Raw genomic sequence first — 17,296 nt, forward strand, 5'->3', positions numbered from 1 at the left:
TAAATCTGGGGCATCCGTGTGCCATTTTCAAAATTGGTGCAAGTAACATTTTAAAACTATATGTTTAATATATTTTCGATTGTAAGTATATACAATATGTATTTTACCATCAGCGGACTGAATTATTGCTGGATAACTAAACTCGCCTTCGTTTTGATTTTCAAGATCCAAAAGTTTTTGCCAATGTATTCCATCATTTGAATGTTCAATATCAAGAACATTACGACCATAAAACCAGTCTTTGCCTTGAGGCAAGGGATTATTGACCAACAAAAAAGAATTCTTTGACAAGGTCAAGGCATCAATTCCAGAGTTTGAGTTTACAACATCTAAGCTATCTGTATTGCTCCAACTCATTCCTTTATCGTTTGACCAGCTATTAATAATTTTATTGTGCTTGCTTCTAAATAGAACTTGAACTTTATTTTTTGAATGCACAAGAAAAGTAGGTTGAATAATTTCGAATTCGTTTTTGTTTTCAATAGCTGTTTTTTTCCAAGTTGCAGTGGCTTCATTATAAATTTCTAAATGAGCTCGCCATTGATTAGTATTGACACTTTCGGTACTACTGCCACACAAAATTTGTCCTGATATAATTTCAATAGGTTTATTCTTAATTGGTCCCAAGAAATCTTTTGGCAAGTATATTGGATCACTCCATTTGTCTCCATTATTTTTGGAAACTATCATGGCACCAAACCATTCACGAGGATTTTTTCCAACCTTATAAAACAAGTATAAATTTTGACTTTTGCTCTTAAACAATACTGGATTCCAACAAGGCAAAGTATCCGATTGAGTAACGAGAGGTTTAATAAGATTGATCGGGGATGACCATTTTTTTCCATCAAAAGTTGCTGAATAAATGCCCACATCTTTAGCACCTTCATGGGAACCACCAAACCAAGCTGCCATAAGATGATTAGGTTTATATTCTACAATTGTAGCCGCATGGCTATTGTTTGTCAATGGATGCTGAACTATATATTCTTTGGAAATGACTGTGGCTTTTAATTTCTTTGGTATTGAAGCACAGGAAAAAAAAATCAAGATTAAAATACTAACAAAATAACTAGGTTTTAGGCACATCATCACGATTTTAGGTTCTATCACGAATTGAGTGGGTATTTTTTTGCCACAGATTCTCACAAATTTTGGAAAGAATATTAAAAAAATCTATCCGTGGCTTTTTTTATATTTTTTTACCACAAATTACACGGATTTACACGAATCCAACTTTTTTAAATAATTAGAAAACAATTCGTGGTGGATTAGGTTTTAAATTAATAAGCTTATGATTTATTTAGTAGACTAAAAGTCTGCAAAGTTTTAAGAGTAAAAAATAATTCAACCGCAGATTCGCAGATTAAAAACCAAATCCGTATAAATAATCTGCGAATTTACGGTAAAAATTTTTAGAACCTGAAAGGAAAATGCACTAAAGTTCATAGTTCTAACTACGGCTGTGACCAATAAATTTTAAATTATACTTTTCAAAATAGATTTTATTTTGTCATAATCTGAATAAACAATAATACGCTCATCAAAAAACATTTCATTGTTCATTGGTATTTTAACCGATTCAATTACATATTTAATAGTAGAAGCAGAACAATGAATTTCTTCAAAACCATTTTTTTTAAATAGATGAGCATTTCCCACATTAATTCCACCACCAGGAAGTATAAGAAGCCTGTTATTTGCTTTTTTATTTAAGTCTTCAAGTAATTTAATACCTTCTTCGGCAGAATCACTTTTTCCTGAAGTTAAAATTCTGCCAACACCTATATTCATTAATTCGTCTAATGCTTCAAATGAATTTTCAATCCAATCAAATGCACGGTTAAAAGTAAAAGGCAGAGGTTTTGATAACTCAACTAATTCTTTAGTTCTTTCAATATCTAAAGTATTATCAGTATGTAATATTCCTGAAACTATGCCATGACATCCTAATTCTTTGCATAATTTAATATCTGCTTTCATACTATTAAATTCCTCGTCCGAGTAAGTAAAATTACCACTTCTAGGACGAATTAAAACATAAACAGGAATGGATAATGTTTCTAATACATTTTTAAGTAAACCATACGAAGGTGTGATTCCACCAATCGCTAATTCAGAACATAACTCTATACGATATGCTCCTGCATTTTGAGCATTTATAGCCGATTGATAAGAAGAAGCACAAATTTCTAGTAGCATCTTCGAATCATTTAAGGTTCAAATTATTTAATTGACCAACAAGTACACCTGAAATATTCCAATGATTTGTACTAGATCCTTCATTTGGACCTTGTTCTATCACTACCTCTATCACATGTTTTCCTTTTTGTAACTTGGATAACGGAATACTGTATGGAGGAGTTAATGTTCCCGGACACCAATTGGAACGACTCAAATCACTTGAAGATAAACCATCATAAAAATTTCCTGATGCAGGATTAGACAATCGATAGGTTGCACAATCTGTTCGCCAAGGAATAATTTTAAAAACTTCTTCACCATCAACAAATATTTTATTCATTCTTGGCACAAATTCATCTCCGTTATCCCAACCACCATGTCCTGTTGTGGTGTATAAAAGTTGCAAATTTTGTATATCCTCTTTAATTTCAAAATTTACTTTCAACGTATCATTCGCAAAAAGACCTCCATAATTTTGTTCTGACATTTCCATAGTATTAACTGTTGAAAATAAAGGAGCTATATATTTCTTTCTATCTACTTCTCCTTCCTTTTTGTCCATTGAGGGATAAGCATCTAGCTCAAGACTTACTATATGACCACCAGCATCATAATTACCAATAAAAATACCTATCCAAACTTCATCCTCATCAGTAGGAATTAGAGAACTAACTTCTTCTTTATAAATTACTTCTTTTGCCCAATTATAATTATTTATTTTCCGTTTATTGTTAAAATAATTAACCCCAAATGGTGTAAAAAAACTTAGTATTTCTATTGCGGGAGAATATCCCTCTTCTTTAATAATGCCTTGGTATTTATTCTCTTTATTATCAATATAAATGGGTAATCTATCCAATCCATATAAATAAGCGTCCAATAACGTTGTAATATCATCCTTTTTCTTTGTTGGAGCAATAAATACAGAACCAGTTCTATCATAGGCATCCCCATTAGACTTACAGGTTAGTTTTGCAAAAATGGCTTGACTATTTTTTAGTTCAGGAGTGATTTTTATCTTTTTCAATACAACACTCCCATTCGAAAAATGATACACCTTGTCAGTAACAAGTTCATTTTCTTTTGGAATTGTTCGATTAGGGTCGAAGTTGATAATTTCATTATCAAAAATAGCTAGCTTTTTATATCTAGAATTAATGATAATTTCTTCAAATTCTGATTTATCTACTACTATTGCACCATCATTATAATTAACAAATGGCTGGTAATTTTTAACTTTAGTAATAGCATTAGCAACTAATGTTTGATTTCCGTTATATACCATTTTAAGAACAAGTGCATTTTTATTGGGTAGATAATTACTATTAGGAGTTCCTTTTGCAATTGCCTTTTCTGTATACCAAATATCTATTCTGTTTGAAAAATAAGAGAAAGAAACATGCTCACAATTATATCCAAGAATCACACGAGTATCATCTTCCTTTTTAGAACTAGGTAGGCTATCAAATGGGATAATTTTTTTAAAAATTTTATCTTCAAATGCAATTGTACTAATATTTACATTATTTTTTAAATCAATGTATTGTTGCATTTTATCTGAATTTTTAGTCAAAAACACAATCTGGTTTTGAAAAAATATTTCTGTACTTCTATTTATTTTTTTTTCGTTTTCATATTGATCATAGCTGACTTTATAAACATCAAATTTATTTTGAGCTATTAAAACAAATGGAAACAACAGTACTATTAATTTATAAAATCGGATCATTTATACTGTATTAATTTATAATTTTTTTCCATTTTACTGATAGAAAAAACAGTTATTAAAATAAATAGAGGTAAGTATTTAATCTTACCTCTATCTAATATTAAAAAAATAATTTTATATTAATTATCCCAAAAAAGTTTAGTTGTTAAGTTATCTGAAGCTTTTACAGCTTGATAATTAGCTGTGTTGCTACTAACCTCACTATTAGGATAAAACCATCTATTAGGAGGCAGGGTTTGGGTATTTGCTGAATCCACTTTAAATGATAAACCTGGCATATTCAATCTTCTTATTTCCGCCCAACTTTCATTCAATTGAACTACACTAAAATGAATCCATTTTTGAGTGGCAATCAATGCTAGTTTTTCAGCTTTAGTAGTAGCATTACTCCATTTTACAGCAGGCATATCAATATATGCTGTAATTTCAACTGGGTCTAAAGGAGCTAAAGCTGGAGCTGTACCTGCATCAGCAGATAAACTATGTATTTGATAGTAATAATTAATAGATTGTGTTATAGCTGCTTCATAGCTTGCTTTAGCCATAGCATCATTGGAAGCATTTAAATAGGCCTCAGCTTTAAGTAAATCTACTTCGGCAGCATTGATTAAAATACCTGGAAAATATTGATTACGGCTAAACGTAGATGTGTTATATATTGATACTGTACCTGCATTTACCAGTGTAGTTTGAGCATTAGACAATCCTAAAGGATCTAAACCTAAGTAAGTATTTGGAGCAGCATTTAATCCTGGCTCAAACATAACGCGAAGTCTAGGATCTGAATTAGATACTAAATTATCAATCATAGCTTTTCCAGCTAAATTTCCATTATCATCTTCTAAACCACTACGAAATCCTTTTGAGTTAATATTTGAAGATAAATCATAAACATTTATTTGGATATTTTGTGAATTATCAGCAATTACTGGATAAGTAGCTGGATTTGCCAAAATAGCTGTTATTTCTGATTGTGCTCTTGATTGAAAATCTGCTGAACCAGAAACCCTAGTCAATAATCGCAAACGCAATGAATTACAATAGATCTTCCATTTATTTACATCTCCATTATTTACAAAATCTTGTTTTTTAAATACTGTCAAAACACCAGAAGAAACATTAATTGAATTTAATTCTTCTGAAATTGCTTTTAAATCATCAAGCATTTTGGTGTAGATTTCTTTAGCTGAATCATATTTAGCTAATGATGCAGAATAATTTCCACCGTTTTGATTCAACTTTCCTGCTTCTAAAAATGGAATATCTCCATGCAAATCAACTACTTTTTGTAAATGATCATACAAGTAAATTGTCCCTGCATCCATAAATACCTTATAATTAGCTTGTTCAGCAGGAGTTAAAGTAGCATTAATTTTCTCCATTTCTCTATACTGTGCTAAAAATGAATAGAAATTAGTCCAACGATCACTAATAGCCGCAGCACCTGGTGAGTATTGATTATCTGCATTTACCCAACCAACTGCTTGTGTGTAGTGGTTTAATGTTGATCTCAATACTACATAATAATTCCAATAGGCTGGAAGTACATATTCTCTATTGGTATATAATAGTCCAGCAAATTGCTTATCTAAAGTTGTTGTTGAAATTTTAGAAGGATCACTATAATTCTCACTAAAATCATCCTTAGTACATGCATCAAACGACATGGCTGAAATCAAAACAGCAAGGATTAACGATAATTTTTTCATATAATATATTTTTTAAATTCTTATTACGTCCTGTTTTTATAAACTTGCTCTCAACATTAAACCATAAGTTCTAGAAGAAGGGTTTGTTCCTGTATTATTTACGTTTTGGAACCATCTTGAACCTGCTGTTGTTTGTTCTGCATCCATATCTTTAATTGTTCGATAAACATAAAATAAATTTCTACCAAAAACGGAAAGATTAAATTTAGTAAATCCAATTTTCTTAAGAATGCTTTTTGGGAAACTATAATCCAAAGACAATTCTCTCAATTTCACATAACTATTCTCTTTGATATACAATTCATAACGAGTATTAGGACTATATTGTGGTCCACCCCAGTTGTACACTGTCCAGTAATAATCTGCTTGTGAAACGACATGGTCGTTTGGCGCACCATCAACTTGCACTCCTGGAAGTAACATACCATCATGATACACTTTTTCTCCACCAGGTCCAGCTGTTGCACCAGTAGCCAGTTGAACATTATGATCACCATTATTATAATAAGTAAGACCTCCATGTTCTGTATCCATATTATTTAAACTTTCTTCTGTTAGACCACGACTCGTCATCCAGTTGATGCCTGTTGGCATAACAACTCCACCATATCTATAATCAACATTTACATTCAATGAAACATTTTTATAGGTAAATGTATTTAGGAAACCACCAATAAATTTTGGCATTACGTTACCAAATTTCTCCATTTTGTCTGCATCAACTTTATACATACCATTTGGATCTACAATTTTATTACCATTAGCATCAGTAGCTACAGGATGCGCATAAAGATCTCCCATAGCTCCCCCTACTACTGATTTTAACACAGCAGCATTTCCATCATAATCTTGATGTATTATCTCGCTTAAACCGTTGGCTAATTTTTCAATCTTATTTCTATTTCTAGAAATATTTAATGTAGTATTCCATTCAAAATCAGTTGTTTTAATTGGTGTAGCATTAATACCTATCTCAATACCTGTATTTCTTAAAGTACCTACATTTGTTAAAATAGAGCTAGCTCCTGTAGAAATAGGTAAAGTCAAAGGCAATATTTGATCAACAACTTTAGCATTATAATAAGAAATGTCAAATCCTAATCTACTATTAAACATTTTTGTTTCTATACCAAACTCATATTCATGCTTTTTTTCTGGTTTAATTCCATCATTTCCAAAACTATCAGTAGGCAATGTTGTATAGACAGGTTGAGAAGCTCCTTGCGACCCCAAACTCTGTTGAGTATAGGCAATATTTGCTGCATAAATTTCTGGATAATTACCTACTATACCCCAAGAACTTCTAAACTTACCATAATTAATAAATGCTGGCAATTCAAAAGCATCTGAAAAAACAAAACTACTATTTACAGAAGGGTAAGTAAATGAATTTTGATTTGGATTCATTGTAGAAGTTCTATCTCTTCTAATTGTTCCTTCTAGAAATAAATAATTTTTATAATCAAAATTTACTGTTCCTAAAAAAGCATCTTTGGTTACAGCCCAATTAGAATTAGAAGCATTTGCTTTATCAACTGATGCGTTAATATCAAACCAATTTTCAGCACTTAGACCATTATTTGTGCTTATATTTGACTGTGATGAAGTTTCTTTAGACCCATTATAACCACCCATTACTGTAAAATTTAAATCTTCAGTAATTGGCCTAGTATAAGTTAACAATAAATCACCATACAATATATTAGCATTGTATTTTTCTACTCCAAATCCTCCTGAATTTCCAAATGCTAATGGTTTTTCGGTTGTATTTCTAAATTCCGCAGTTCTAGCCGTAAAGTCGGTAGAAACCCTACCTCTTAATTTCAATCCTTTAGCTACGTCCCAAGTGCTAGTTACTACACCAATAACCCTATCACTTGACTCTTTATAGTTATTTTCTTTAACTCTCCAAACATAATCCATAATATCACCTCTCATCCCATTATAAACAATGTTCTCGTCTGGTGTTAAACTTTGACCTGTACCTGTAACATAACGATATCCTAAACTGGTTTTGTAATTATTCAAATACCAATCACCATTATCAAATCGCCCCATCATACCAGAAAAATTATTAATCATTCTGTCAATAGAATAGGGTCTATTATTTACAGTTTGATTGATATAGTTAATCGTAACATCAGTAGTTATGTTTTTAGCAGTACTAAATGAGGTATTCAAGTTTATAACATTTTTCTTACTGTCAGAACCTAAACTTTGTCCTTCATTATCTTGATGTGTAAAAGCAAAACGAGTGTTCGATTTTTCAGTCACATTAGCAATTGATATATGCTCACTTGTATTATGTGCAGTTTGAAATAAGTTTTTGTAATTATCTTTCTGCGCAGAATAAGGTCTTACAACCCCATCCCATGACATAATTGGTTGTCCATCAAATTTAGGTCCAAAATTAATTGAATACTGCAACAAACCTCTCATATCATCAACTCCATCTCCATTTGTATCATAATGAATGAATCCATTTTCATCTTGACCTCCATCTGAAACATTAAGTGGCGCCCCTGCACCTCTTACATTTTGATATCTTGGCAAATACGCTACCTCATCAATACTAGTAGTCATTGAGACATCAACACTCATCCCTGAACCTTTTCCTTTTTTAGTAGTAACTAACACCACACCATTAACAGCTTCAGAACCGTACAACGCAGCAGCAGATGCACCTTTTAAGATAGAAATACTTTCGATATCTTCAGGATTTATATCTATAAGTCCATTTCCTCTTAAACGTTGATCATTCCAGTAATCATTATTTTTTACTTCTCCATCTCTGATAGGCACACCATCCATAATAATCAATGGCTGGCTTTTACCTGTAATAGAGTTTACCCCTCTGATTGTAATATTTACCGCACTGGTTGCCCCCCCTGCTGTAGAAGCAATTTGAACCCCAGTCGCTTTACCATATAAAGCAGATGCAAAATTAGTTGGAGCTGTTTTAACAATATCTCCAGATTTAATTGTTGAAGTAGAATATCCTAAGGATTTCTGTTGTCTTTTGATTCCCAAAGACGTTACAACTACTTCCCCTAATTGTTGTGAATCTTCAGATAAAGATACATTTAATGTAGTCTTATCTCCAACAGCAACTTCTTTTGTCGTTGATCCTAAAAAGGAAAATACCAAAATTGTTGATCTACTTGGAACATTAATACTATACTGTCCATCAAGGTCTGATGACACACCACTTGTTGTTCCCTTAACAAAGATGTTTACCCCTGGAATTGGCATACCACTTTTGGCATCTGTTACTACTCCTTTTACTGTTGTCTGAGCTTGAATGCTTTGAAATGCAAACAAGCAAAATACAAACAGTACTTTTAGTGCCTTTTTAATCATAAAATTTAATTTTTGAGTTAATACAAGTTTTTAAGTTAATCTTAGGTTAAAAGTAGGATACTATTTTGTTAACCATATCATAATTTCGACCAATAACAATTTTAAAAAGACATATAACCAAAACTACTATTATAATTCTTAAAAACAATTTTAAAGAAAATAAAACAATATTTAGCTATATTAATTTCTAAATTATCATAATTTTAAAATCATCATTGAGTTTTTCAAAAAAAAGAGGCTCTTACAACTATAATGATACGTTTTTCTGCTAAAAAATTATTACCCTGAATCAAACCACCTCGTGGCTGAGCCCAAAAGGTATTGGTAAAATTAAACCCAAATTTACACAGACAAAAAATCTATGACAAAAAAAAAGAAAACGAAGCAAAATCTTCGAAGAATTAAATAAAAAAGAGCTACTTCTAAAAGTAGCTCTAATCCTTTTTATTTAAATCCTTAAACAATCTAATTCACAACCTTGAAATTCACTTTTTGCAAATCCACCGAATTTCCGCCAACCATTACTTCAAAATCACCTGGTTCTACTACTCTTTTCATTTCGCGGTTCCATAATGCTAATTCATCTGGAGTCAATGTAAATTCTAGGTGTTGTGTTTCCCCTTTTTTAATAAAAACACGTTTGAAACCTTTTAATGTTTTCAATGGTGTGGTTACTGAACTATACACATCGTTAATGTACAATTGCACTACTTCGTCTCCATCCAAATTTCCTGTATTCTTAACATCAACACTTACTTTTATTTCGCCATCGACTTTTATTTGATTGGTATTTAAAGCTAAATTCGAATATTCGAAAGTCGTATAACTCAATCCATAACCAAAAGTATATAAAGGATTTTCACTCTCACTTACATAGCGATGGATAGCTGATGGTTTTTGGTTATAATATATAGGTAATTGCCCTACCGATTTTGGAAAAGTAATCGGTAATCTTCCTCCTGGATTGTAATCACCAAATAAAACATCGGCAACTGCTTTTCCTCCAGCTTCACCTGGAAACCATCCTTCAACAATAGCAGGAATATTTTCATTGATCCAATTTATAGAAAGCGGACGACCATTTAACAACACACAAACTACTGGAGTTCCTGTTTGTTGAATTGCTTCAATCAATTCTTGTTGCATTCCGTGCAAGTCTAAAGTAGCAACATCTCTGTTTTCTTCAACTAATTCATTCGATTCTCCTAAAACTACCACAGCCACATCGGCTTTTTTAGCAATATCAATTGCGGGTTGAAAGTTTACTTTTTCTAAATTCCAACGCAAATGCGCTCTGGCTCCCCAGCCTCCTTCCCACATTTCGATGCGGACTTTGTATTTTTTACCTGCTTCAATATTTTTGGGAGTCGTAACAATACTCGTTGCTCCTTTGGTCCAGTTGTCAATAACCAACTGATCGTCCACCCACATTCTGATTCCGTCATCGGAACTTAAACCCAACCAACCATCAAATGATTTTTCTGACTGAATATAACCCGTCCAACGAATAGAAAAATCATCATCGTTAACTCCAACACCTGGTGACCAAGGCCAGTCAAATTCCAACTGACTGTCAATTCGTGTCAATGCTGGCGTACCTTCAAGCTTTCTATTATTGAAATATTCTCCTTTCAATCCGTGTTGAGAACCATCAGGTGTCCATAAAAATTTGGATGGAATTATTTGACCTTTTACAATTAATGGAACACCTTCTTCATAAAGTACATTGGCTTTATCGCCAACTACTTGCTGAATTCCTTCCAAAACAGTAGTTCCCACTTTATTTTTCACCGCATAACCACCCAATCTTGACTCATTAGCATTAGGGCCAATAACTGCAATCGTTTTGATATTCTTGCTAAGTGGTAAAAGATTATTTTGGTTTTTCAACAATACAATCGATTTATGCCCTGTTTCTAAAGCCACTGCTTGGTTTTCTTCAGAATGAAAACGCAACTTAATCAAACTTTTATCAGTATATGGATTTTCAAAAAGTCCTAATAAAAACTTCAATCGCAACACACCACCAGCAGCTCGGTCTATATTTGCCATTGTTAATTTTTTTTCATTTACCAATTCAATTAAACTTTGTTGCCAAAAGGCATTGGAAAAATCATAAAACTGCATATCTACACCAGCTGCAACCGCCTGATGAATACTTTCTTTTGGAGAATCGGTAACATAATGCGTGGTTTGAAGGTATTTTATCGCTCCTAAATCGGATACTACAATTCCTTTAAATCCCCATTCTTTTCTCAACACATCGGTTAATAACCAATGATTCTCGGCACAAGGAATCCCATCTATCTCGGTATAAGCACACATAGTTCCTAGAGCACCCGCTTTTCGAAATGCTTTTTCGAAAGAAGGAAGATGGTCTTCGCGTGCCGAACGTTCTCCAACTAAAATGGGAGATGAATTCCCTCCAGCTTGTGGAATTCCGTGAACAGCAAAGTGTTTTGGTTCAGCAATGATGGAACGATCTGAGGTTAAATCGTCTCCTTGCATTCCTTTAATCATCGCCGAACCAATTTCGCTATTCAAATAGGCGTCTTCACCAAAAGTTTCTGCAACTCTTCCCCAACGCGGTTCGCGACCCAAATCTAAATTGGGTCCTAAACCAAAATGAACGCCGTGAGCTCTGGCTTCAGTACCAATAACTTGTCCCACTTTACCCATTAAATTCGTATCCCAAGTAGCTCCTAAACCAATATTCATTGGAAAAGCAGTACTTCCATCGTCTAAATAACCGTGAAGCATCTCACACATAATCAGTGCTGGGATTCCCCAACGGTTGCTTGTAATTACTTCTTTTTGAAGGTCATTAATCATTTTAGCCGAACGCGGATAAATATCGTGAATCGCACCAATTCCAAGATTTCCAATTTTAGCATCGGATTTTGTTTTCGAAAAATCTTCTTTTTCCTTAAAATATTCACCTTTGTACATATCCATTTGGCGTACTTTTTCTTCCAAAGTCATTCGGCTTAACAAGTCTTTTACTCTTTCTTCAACTCCAAGTTTTGGATCTTGATACGGATATTTTTTTTGCGCAAAGCCTTGACCTAAAAAGCTCAAAAACAATGCTAAAACAAGGGTTATCTTTTTCATTCTTTATGATTAACGTGTGTGTATTTTTTAATTCTGAATTATTTTTAAACTTTTCCCATTTACTAACTCGTTATGAGAAATAAAGAAACTAGTGTATGCTTTTCCATTCAATTGAATTGCTTTGATATGACCATCGGTATTCTTTTCTCTCTCAATTACAATACTTTTATTTTTATAATACGGAGCGTCTAAAGTAATCGTGATTTTATCAAACATCGGTGTGGTTATGGTATATAAAGGTTCCCCCGGAGCAATTGGGTAAATGCCCATCATCGAATACACCAACCAAGCCGACATGGTTCCGGTATCATCATTTCCTGGTAATCCTTTGGGTTTATTTTGAAAATATTCGTGAACCAATTTTTTGACCATTTCCTGGCTTTTCCACTCCTCGCCTTTTACATAATTGAACAAATACGGATAAGCAATATCGGGTTCATTGGCCATGTCAAATTGTTTGCTGTCGAATACTTTTTGCAACTGATTGGAAAAGGCTTTTTCTCCTCCCATTAATTGCATCAATCCTTTGATATCGTGAGGCACCATAAAAGCATATTGCCAAGCATTGCCTTCGATAAAACCGACATTTTCTTGAAAATTAGCTCCCGAAACAGGGTCAAATGGTTCATACCATTTTCCATTTGCTAATCTTGGACGAAGTAATTTTAAATTATTATCGAATAGTTTGCGATACGAAAGCGAGCGATTTTTGAAACGCAGATAATCGTCTTTTTTGTCTAAGGCTTTCGCCAAAAGTGAAATCGCATAATCCGCAGCATTATATTCCTGAGTGGTAGAAACAGGTCCGCGATCATTCGTAGTCAAAAAACCTTTTTCGATATACTCTTTCAAACCATTTCGCAATGGGTTGTTCTCTATTTGGTCGGCACTTTTGAGCATCGCTTTGTATGCTTTTTGCACATCAAAATCCTGAATTCCTTTTAAGTACGTATCAGCAATTACAATACTTGCAGGATCTCCCACCATCGTAAATGTTTCGGTTGAATTCAATTCCCATTTGGGTAACCAACCGTTTTCATCATACATTTCGAGCATACTTTTTACCATATCCGATTGCTGTTTTGGATAGACCAAAGACATTAATTGATGCAAATTGCGATAGGTATCCCAAAGCGAAAATACCGTATAATGCGTTCCATCCGTTTTGCCTATTTTCCCTCTTTTTATCTCTGGATATTCTCCGTTGACATCATTCAAAGTATTTGGGTGAATCAAAGTATGATACAAAGCCGTATAAAAAATGGTCTTGTCTTCTTTAGAACCGCCTTCTACTAAAATTTTAGAAAGTGCAGCATTCCATTCGTTGTATGTCTCTTTATAAATAGTTTCAAATGATTTGTTTCCTGTTTCTGTTTCTAAGTTTTCGCGAGCATTGGCAATACTCACATAGGAAACTCCAATTTTGACCTCAACGGTTTCTGCTTTGTCAAATTGATACGAAAAATACGTTCCAATGCTATCGCCAACAACCGTTTTGGTGGTATTGTCCATCATTCGGGTTTTGCCATTATAAGTCATCCATTGGGCTTCGACCCCTTCATATTTGGATGGCTTTTTCCAAACACCAAACTTAGTTGCTGGTTTAGAAAATTGGGCTACAAAATATACTGGATACGCCTCTTCGGGACTATTATAGCAAAAAGACCCCACCGAACGCATTCCTTCAATTTCTGTCGGCGACACCACTTTTACCATCGCTCCTTCTTCATTGGTTAAACCCAAACCCAGATTCAGTAAAATATTAGATTGTCCTTTCGGGAAAGTGAATTTGCTTACTCCCACTCTTTTCGAAGTTGTAAATTCCGCTTTGATATTATATTTGTCAATATTTAAACCATAATAAGCTGTTTTGGCTACTTCATTAGAATAAGTTGAACCGTATTTTAAATGATTCGTTTCAACAACTCCAGTCGTTGGCATTAGCAAAATTACACCTAAATCTGGACAACCCACTCCACTCAAATTGACTTGGCTAAAACCCGTTAGAAATGTATTTTCATTCACATACGGATTAGACAACCAACGACTATCTTTTTCTAAAGGCAAATTTTGTGTTCCCGCTACATTAAACGGACTAATACTAGCCATTCCCCTTGGCGCAATTGGCCCAGGAAAACAAGCTCCAAAATTAGAAGTTCCAATAAACGGATTTACAAAATCGGCTGGCTGTTGGGCAAAAATAGTTATGCTAAAAAACAGCAAGCCAAAACTTGCTGCTAGTATTATTATCCGTTTATTTAAAACCATAATTTAGTTTTATCTGTTAATCGCTTCAATTTTTAAAGTCCAAGCTTCTTTGCAAGGCAAATTATTTCTCAAACTTTCAGGAATTGTAACTTTGAAACCTTCGTCTAATTTAGTCCATTTTAAATTTGTTTTAGAACCTAACATCGTGATTTTTGTTCCTTTTTTTGGACTAATGGATTTCACCACTACTTCTGAAGGAATTTTAGTTTCGTCATCTTTTGCTAAATAAAACAAATACACATTTCCTGCTTTATTTTGAGTCATACAAATATTATTTTCTTTGTAAGGTTCAATTGGTTTGGTGTTATAAATAGCAGTACTGTTTACTTTCATCCAATCTCCATAAGCTGCCAATAAATCATAAGCGCCTTGTTGCCATTCTCCATCAGGACTTGGAGCTACATTTAATAATAAGTTTCCGCCTTTGGCAACCACATCCACTAACATGTGAATACCTTGTCTTCCCGTTAAATATTTAGCATCTGGCGTATAAGACCATCCGCCACCAGAAGTGATACAAGACTCCCAAGGATAAGGCAATGTTTTTTCAGGAACACGATTTTCAGGTGTCAAATAATTTTGATTTTTTCCGTGAACTGCTCTATCAACAACAATTAATCCGGGTTGTTTTTGACGCGCTTCTACCACCAATTCGTCCATTTTAGGATCTTGATTTACTACTCTGTGTTTGATAAATCCATTTTTAGCTTCGTTTTCTGCGAACTTCTCTTCGTAGTTTTCTTTGATATTTTGTTGGTCTCTTTTTCTAACCCAACCACCATCAAGCCAAAGAATATCAATTTTACCATAATCAGTCAATAATTCTAAGATTTGGTTGTGTGTGAAATCGACATATTTTTTCCATTTATCTGGGTATAAAGCGGGGTCATAATTTACGTTTCTGTCGAAAGGAGGAAAATAAGGATTCCAATAATTTTCGTTATGCCAATCGGGTTTAGAAAAATAAGCGCCTGTTGAGATATTTTCTTTTCTAAAAGCATTGAAAACTTCTTTGGCAATATTCGCCCTGGGATTTGAACTGAAAGCACAGCCTTTGTCCGTTACTTTATAATCGGAATATTGGGTATCAAACATATTAAAACCATCGTGGTGTTTTGTAGTGAACACCATATATTTCATTCCAGCATATTTTGCTGCTTTGGCCCATTTTTCTGGATTAAACTTGGTTGGATTAAATGTTTTTTTCAAACCTTCATAGTCTTTTACATATTGGTTGTAATTGGCTGGATTACTTCCTTTTGTGCGTTCACACCAACCGTAATCTTCAGGGCAAATTGACCACGATTCTACAATTCCCCATTCGCTGTAAGTTCCCCAATGCATTAATAATCCAAACTTTTTACCTTGCCATTCTTCTAAATTTTTCAACACCAATGGATCGGTTTCTGGCACATATCTTTCGTCTTCGTAAATGGCTTGTGAAAACATTTGTACCGAAAATAATAGGGTGAATAGGAATAATCTTTTTTTCATTTTATATTTATTTATAATTTTTAATCTTCTAAATCTTCAAACAATAACTGCTTATTTCTTCATTTCATTACTTAAAGAATAGGGCACATTTTCAGGCTTACTCGCCCAATTTTTATTAGGCGCTTCTCCTAATTTAAATTCTAATTTTCCTCCTTTTTGAATGGCATCAAAATTCAAATAACTATTGGAATATTCTTTGCCATTTAAATTGGCTGACTGAATATAAAAATTGTTTTTGGAATTATCTTTTGCATCAATTTGAAACGTATTTCCATTCTCTAAATGAAGGGTTGCTTTTTTGAACAATGGACTTCCAATAACATATTGATTTACTCCCGGAGTCACTGGATAAAAGCCTAGCGAACTGAACACATACCAAGCCGATGTTTGTCCATTATCCTCATCACCACAATAACCATCTGGTGTTGCCACATATAATTTAGTCAGCACTTCTCTCACTTTTTCTTGAGCTTTATACGACTGATTAACATAATTATACAAATAAATCATATGCTGAATAGGTTGATTTCCATGGGCGTAATTCCCCATATTCGCCACTTGCATTTCTCTAATTTCATGAATCGCTTGACCGTAATAAGAATCATCAAAAGTGGGTGGCATCATAAAGACCTCATCTAATTTTGATGCCAATTTTTCTTTTCCTCCCATCAAATCAATTAGACCTTGAATATCATGAAAAACGGACCACGTATAATGCAAACTATTCCCTTCGGTAAATGCATCACCCCATTTTAATGGATTAAATGGACTTTGAAAATCACCTTCTTTATTTTTCCCTCTCATCAAGTTTACTGTAGGGTCAAATACGTTTTTATAGTTTAATGATTTTTTCAAATACGTATTTGCAATTTCCGTTTTACCTAATTTTTCAGCCATTTTAGCAATGGTGAAATCAGCAAAAGCATACTCTAAAGTTCGCGCTACATTTTCATTTATTCCAACATTATAAGGCACATATCCTAAAGAGTTGTAATAACTCAAACCTTCTCGACCAACAGATTTTACTGGTCTTCCTGCTTCAACGGTTGCATTTTTCAGCATAGCTTCCATCAATAATTCGGCATCAATGTTTTTTCCTCCTTTTAGAAAAGCATCTGCAATAATTGGAGCTGAATTAGAGCCTACCATACAATCTCTATGTCCTGGACTTGCCCATTCTGGCAACCAACCCGATTCTTTATAAGTATTGGCAAGTCCCTCCATAATATGACTATTCAAGTCAGGATACATCATATTAAAAAATGGAAAAACGGCTCTAAAAGTATCCCAAAAACCATTATCGGTAAACATATATCCTGATTCCACTTTACCATTATATGGGCTATAATGTTCTATATTATTATTCTTGTCAAATTCATAAAACTTTCTTGGAAACAATAAAACTCTATACAAACAGGAATAAAATGTTCTGATATGATCT

Annotated in this window: 9 protein-coding genes; all 9 read right to left on the reverse strand. The window is 33.5% G+C overall.

Features of this window, described 5'->3' with window-relative positions; genetic code table 11:
- Nucleotides 1–27: 27 nt before the first annotated feature.
- On the reverse strand, nucleotides 28–1,113 hold the full coding sequence (locus PHC28_RS01830) for an exo-alpha-sialidase (protein WP_300096174.1): 1,086 nt from the start codon (nucleotides 1,111–1,113) through the stop codon (nucleotides 28–30).
- A 366-nt stretch (nucleotides 1,114–1,479) separates the two neighbouring features.
- Nucleotides 1,480–2,202, reverse strand: a complete 723-nt coding sequence (locus tag PHC28_RS01835; protein WP_300096176.1) for a copper homeostasis protein CutC — start codon at nucleotides 2,200–2,202, stop codon at nucleotides 1,480–1,482.
- Between the two features lie 7 nt (nucleotides 2,203–2,209).
- The gene (locus PHC28_RS01840; RefSeq protein ID WP_300096179.1) at nucleotides 2,210–3,883 is read right to left on the reverse strand and encodes a PNGase F N-terminal domain-containing protein; all 1,674 of its coding nucleotides are present in this window, start codon (nucleotides 3,881–3,883) and stop codon (nucleotides 2,210–2,212) included.
- Nucleotides 3,884–4,032: 149 nt separating this feature from the next.
- Nucleotides 4,033–5,622, reverse strand: a complete 1,590-nt coding sequence (locus PHC28_RS01845) for a SusD/RagB family nutrient-binding outer membrane lipoprotein (protein WP_300096182.1) — start codon at nucleotides 5,620–5,622, stop codon at nucleotides 4,033–4,035.
- 36 nt (nucleotides 5,623–5,658) lie between these two features.
- On the reverse strand, nucleotides 5,659–8,982 hold the full coding sequence (locus tag PHC28_RS01850; protein WP_300096184.1) for a SusC/RagA family TonB-linked outer membrane protein: 3,324 nt from the start codon (nucleotides 8,980–8,982) through the stop codon (nucleotides 5,659–5,661).
- Between the two features lie 465 nt (nucleotides 8,983–9,447).
- Nucleotides 9,448–12,093 carry a glycoside hydrolase family 3 protein gene (locus PHC28_RS01855; protein ID WP_300096189.1) on the reverse strand — a complete coding sequence of 882 codons (2,646 nt, stop codon included), beginning with the start codon at nucleotides 12,091–12,093 and terminating at the stop codon, nucleotides 9,448–9,450.
- A 27-nt stretch (nucleotides 12,094–12,120) separates the two neighbouring features.
- Nucleotides 12,121–14,361, reverse strand: coding sequence for a GH92 family glycosyl hydrolase (locus PHC28_RS01860; RefSeq protein ID WP_300096192.1), 2,241 nt, complete (start codon nucleotides 14,359–14,361; stop codon nucleotides 12,121–12,123).
- A gap of 9 nt (nucleotides 14,362–14,370) precedes the next feature.
- Complete coding sequence (locus PHC28_RS01865) at nucleotides 14,371–15,855, reverse strand: alpha-L-fucosidase (protein ID WP_300096197.1); 1,485 nt, start codon at nucleotides 15,853–15,855, stop codon at nucleotides 14,371–14,373.
- Nucleotides 15,856–15,906: 51 nt separating this feature from the next.
- A partial coding sequence (locus PHC28_RS01870; protein WP_300096200.1) for a glycoside hydrolase family 92 protein occupies nucleotides 15,907–17,296 on the reverse strand: 1,390 nt, incomplete at its 5' end.

Origin of the sequence: Flavobacterium sp., assembly GCF_028712645.1 — a bacterium.
Lineage (GTDB): Bacteria > Bacteroidota > Bacteroidia > Flavobacteriales > Flavobacteriaceae > Flavobacterium.